General features: G+C 37.3%; 4 protein-coding genes. 2 read left to right on the top strand and 2 right to left on the bottom strand.

Annotated features, from left to right (window positions below):
• Nucleotides 1-1,746 precede the first annotated feature (1,746 nt).
• Together AFK68_RS41330 and AFK68_RS08875 are read left to right on the top strand one after the other, a co-directional pair.
• The gene (locus AFK68_RS41330) at nucleotides 1,747-2,925 is read left to right on the top strand and encodes a CHAT domain-containing protein (RefSeq protein WP_246844076.1); all 1,179 of its coding nucleotides are present in this window, start codon (nucleotides 1,747-1,749) and stop codon (nucleotides 2,923-2,925) included.
• Between the two features lie 3 nt (nucleotides 2,926-2,928).
• Nucleotides 2,929-3,294, top strand: coding sequence for a hypothetical protein (locus AFK68_RS08875; protein ID WP_094672416.1), 366 nt, complete (start codon nucleotides 2,929-2,931; stop codon nucleotides 3,292-3,294).
• Between the two features lie 118 nt (nucleotides 3,295-3,412).
• Here AFK68_RS08875 and AFK68_RS08870 read toward each other — a convergent pair whose 3' ends face one another.
• Nucleotides 3,413-3,814: a hypothetical protein gene (locus AFK68_RS08870; RefSeq protein WP_094672415.1), complete on the bottom strand. Its 402-nt coding sequence runs from the start codon at nucleotides 3,812-3,814 to the stop codon at nucleotides 3,413-3,415.
• Nucleotides 3,811-4,119 (bottom strand): PASTA domain-containing protein, encoded by a 309-nt coding sequence (locus tag AFK68_RS08865; RefSeq protein WP_094672414.1) that lies wholly within the window; start codon nucleotides 4,117-4,119, stop codon nucleotides 3,811-3,813. The genes AFK68_RS08870 and AFK68_RS08865 overlap by 4 nt, the downstream gene beginning before the upstream one ends.
• Nucleotides 4,120-4,475: the final 356 nt, after the last annotated feature.

The following is a 4,475-nucleotide window of genomic DNA, read 5'->3' as shown; positions in this document are numbered from 1 at the left end:
TCGTACCCTAAAAGCAAACCCCATCAACTGGGCAACCACTCAAAATAATCTCGGCCTTGCCTACTGCGACAGAATAACAGGAGACAAGGCAGAGAATATTGAATTTGCCATTGCTGCATTCCAAAATGCTTTGCAGGTTTACACCCAAAAAGATTTCCCCATCAACTGGGCAGCGACTCAAAATAATCTCGGCAATGCCTACAGTGACAGAATAACAGGAGACAAAGCTGAGAATATTGAATCTGCCATTGCTGCATTCCAAAATGCTTTGCTGGTTCGTACCCTAAAAGCAAACCCCATCAACTGGGCAACCACTCAAAATAATCTCGGCACTGCCTACTGCGACAGAATAACAGGAGACAAAGCAGAGAATATAGAATCTGCCATTGCTGCATTCCAAAATGCTTTGCTGGTTCGTACCAAAAAAGATTTCCCGAACGACTGGGCAGGGACTCAAAATAATCTCGGCAATGCCTACTGCGACAGAATAACAGGAGACAAAGCAGAGAATATTGAATCTGCCATTGCTGCATACCAAAATGCTTTGCAGGTTCGTACCCTAAAAGCAAACCCCATCAACTGGGCAACCACTCAAAATAATCTCGGCCTTGCCTACTGCGACAGAATAACAGGAGACANGTTCGTACCCTAAAAGCAAACCCCATCAACTGGGCAACCACTCAAAATAATCTCGGCCTTGCCTACTGCGACAGAATAACAGGAGACAAAGCAGAGAATATAGAATCTGCCATTGCTGCATTCCAAAATGCTTTGCAGGTTCGTACCAAAAAAGATTTCCCGAACGACTGGGCAATGACTCAAAATAATCTCGGCATTGCCTACAGAGAGAGAATAACAGGAGACAAAGCTGAGAATATTGAATCTGCCATTGCTGCATACCAAAATGCTTTGCTGGTTCGTACCCTAGAAGCAAACCCCCTTGATCATCTCCAAACTACCCGTAACTTAGGCAACCTATATTTTGACAACCGAGACTGGCAACTCGCCACCGACAACTATGAAAAAGCCATAACTGCTGTTGAGCTTAGTCGCAGTTGGGCAACTACTGAGGAACGTCGTCAGGAAATTATCGGAGAAAATATCGATATTTATGACAAAGCAATGTTGGCATACATATATATAGATAGGAGAGATAAAGCTTTAGAAATTGCCGAGCGCAGTCAAGGGCGAAATTTAGTCGAACTCCTCACCAACCGTAACTTACTTCCCCAAAGTGATGTACCCCCAGAAGTTATGCAGCAGTTTCAGCAACTCAAACAAGAAATTCGCATAGTGGAAGGGGAGTTACAGAAAGTCAGACAACAACTATCAGGGCAAGATGTACAACAGCGCCCATCATTGGAGGAGTCTGAGAAACGCCTAAATGAGAAATTGCAGGAATTAGGGCAGCAGTTAGAAACAGTATTCAATCAAATTCATAAATTCGACCCCACTTTCCGTCTGACTCAGGAAATACAACCTATTACTTTTGCAGAAATTCAGCAACTTGCCACAGATGAGCAGACGGCATTTATTGAGTGGTATATTATGGCAGAGAAATTTGTGACATTTGTGATTTTGCCGCCCACCTCAACAGCAAATTCAGAATTATTTATTAGGCAGTCTACTGAGGATGATTTGAAAAATTTGGTGGAGTGGGTAAATGNGGAAATACAACCTATTACTTTTGCAGAAATTCAGCAACTTGCCACAGATGAGCAGACGGCATTTATTGAGTGGTATATTATGGCAGAGAAATTTGTGACATTTGTGATTTTGCCGCCCACCTCAACAGCAAATTCAGAATTATTTATTAGGCAGTCTACTGAGGATGATTTGAAAAATTTGGTGGAGTGGGTAAATGAATATTTGGATAAATATGATGAGATAAAGGAAGCGTATCTCCAGAGAGCAGAAAATCCAGATAAATATGAAAATTTGCAACAGGAATGGGAGACAAATATAACCACTTGTCTGGAAAAGCTAGGAGAAATTTTACATATAAATGAAGTTATTCAACCCATCCTGGAAAGTAAATGTGAAAGACTAACTTTAGTTCCCCATTTATACTTACATTTACTGCCACTTCATGCCTTAGTTATTAACTCAGAAAATAGTCAAGAAAACCCAGAGAAAATTTATCTCCAGGATTATTTTGAGCAGGGAGTAGGTTATGCTCCAAGCTGCCAAATATTGCAAAAAGTTAGACAGCGACAATGCCAAGATTTTCAGAGTCTATTTGCTATTCAAACACCCACGCCAGATTTATATGAGCAAGATTTAAGTGTTGTTTCGGCAATTAAAGATCAGTTTGATGAAGCTGAAATTCTGAAGGAAAATCAGGCGACAAAATCAGCAGTTATTAACCATCCTAAGTTATCCGTTGCTAACTCTATATTATTCTTTTGTCACGGCGAGTTTAATTTTAATTCTCCCCTAGATTCAGGATTAGAATTAGCTGATGAAATTCTGACATTAGCAGATATTATTCAATCCCTAAATCTGAAAAATTGTCGCCTGGTTACTCTAGCAGCTTGCGAAACTGGATTAATAGATTTAAGCAAAGAGACTGATGAATATGTAGGTTTACCCAGTGGTTTTCTCTTAGCAGGAAGTACAAATATTGTTGCGAGTCTTTGGAGCGTGAGAACTGATGTAACGGCATTATTAATGTTGAGATTATATCAAGAGTTAGAAAAATCTGATAATATAGTATTAGCCTTGAAAAAAGCCCAAAACTGGTTAAGAAATACAAACGTGAAAAAGTTGAAAGAGTGGGTAAGGCAGTCTACTCTAATTGAAATTTGCCGAGTTCAGTTAGAGCAAGATTTTACTCAAATGGAAAATCAAGAAGGAGAAAATTTTAAACCTTACGAGTCACCTTATTTTTGGGCTGGTTTTTGTGTTGTTGGAAAAGGAGAATAAGCCATGTCTAAATACAAACAAAGTATCCAAGCTTTTATTGACGTGATTGGTGCGAAAATTATCCCGGCTGAAGATTTCCCAGATTTGTTAAAAGTAGTAGAAGAAATGCCAGAAGATGATGAGGGAATAGCTAAGGAAATTGATAATTGGTTAAAGCCAGAATCTCGATCAAAAATTAAAGAAGTTTACAGAGTTAACCTGACTAATTTACCAAATAGTAATGTTACAAAATTAGGTTTTGGCGGTGCAAAAATGGAACCTGGTAAAGAAAGTGAATCTTCTAAAGAATTGCTAATTAATAAAATTCAAAAAAATACCTCCGAACCAAAACCAAAGGAAAATTCTGAAGATAAATCAGAAGATAAATAATAAATAAAAAAATCTAACCCCCCAACCCCCTTCCCTGCAAGGGAAAGGGGAGAATATTTTCCCCCTCTCCTCGCAGGAGAGGGGTCGGGGGAGAGGTCTTAAACCGATTCTATATTAATTATTCTCCTCTAAATTCTTGAAAAACTTTATAACTTTGACAAATTGCTTCCAAACAAATATCACCTTCCAAATAAAACTGGATTAATGGAGTTGTTAAATTTTGAGAATTAGTGAAAGGATAAGATAAAGATGATAAGACTTCGGGAACTGTTTCAGATAACTGCTGAAGTTTCACTTCTCCCACCCAAAAACAGTAACCTGTATCCTCAGAATTAAGAGGTTGAGAAAAAACAAGATGGATAATTTGATATAGTTCGATCACTACATCTCCTACTTCCGGGCCGTAAGTAAAATCAAGATGTAATCCAATATTTTTAGGAATCATGGAAATACCAATTAAGTCAGCACTTTTTAAGTCTTCTAAAAAAGTAGTTAAATTAGGAATAATAGTAGCAGTCATAGAATTAAATTTTCTCCTGTATTGTGTGTATTGGCTCCGGGGATAAATTGAATTTGATTACCATTTTGGTCGTAGCGACGATGATAAGATTTACCTTGGAAAGTTTTTATTTTCGGATCTGTGCGAACTATTTCACCACTCGGCCTAATGTGAATTATACTACCATCTACATTAGCAAAAGTTTCATATCCTCCTCTAGTTTGTGTTTGAAATTTAAACCCATAATTTGACAAAATAGTGAGAGCTTCTAATTTAGTTTTTCCTGTTAAGTCGGGAAGTTGTTGTGCTGCGGGATTGAAAGTCATAGTTTGACATAATCTTGAGAGCTTTTAATTTAGTTTTTCCTAGAAATTTTAGCAGTTTTTGTTCTACTGGTGATTAATCAATTTTAAATTTACTATAATAAAGATAGATTTTAATATTAGAGCGATCGCTAATAATCTGTTAAAATTCAAATCAGCTTATTTAATAATTTCCATGGAAAATTAAAGAGGAAGCAATACTATGTCTGAATATAAACCAAATACCCAAGCTTATATTGATGTAATTAACACTAAAGTTATCCATGCTGATGAAAAAAGTGCTATTAAACATGGTTTTGGTGGTACAAAAATGGAGTCTGGTAAGGAAAGTGAATCGTCTAAAGAATTGCTAATTAGTA

This window comes from Hydrocoleum sp. CS-953, assembly GCF_002260545.1.
In the GTDB taxonomy this organism is placed as follows: Bacteria; Cyanobacteriota; Cyanobacteriia; order Cyanobacteriales; family Microcoleaceae; genus Trichodesmium.
This window is presented reverse-complemented; position numbering and strand designations above follow the sequence as displayed.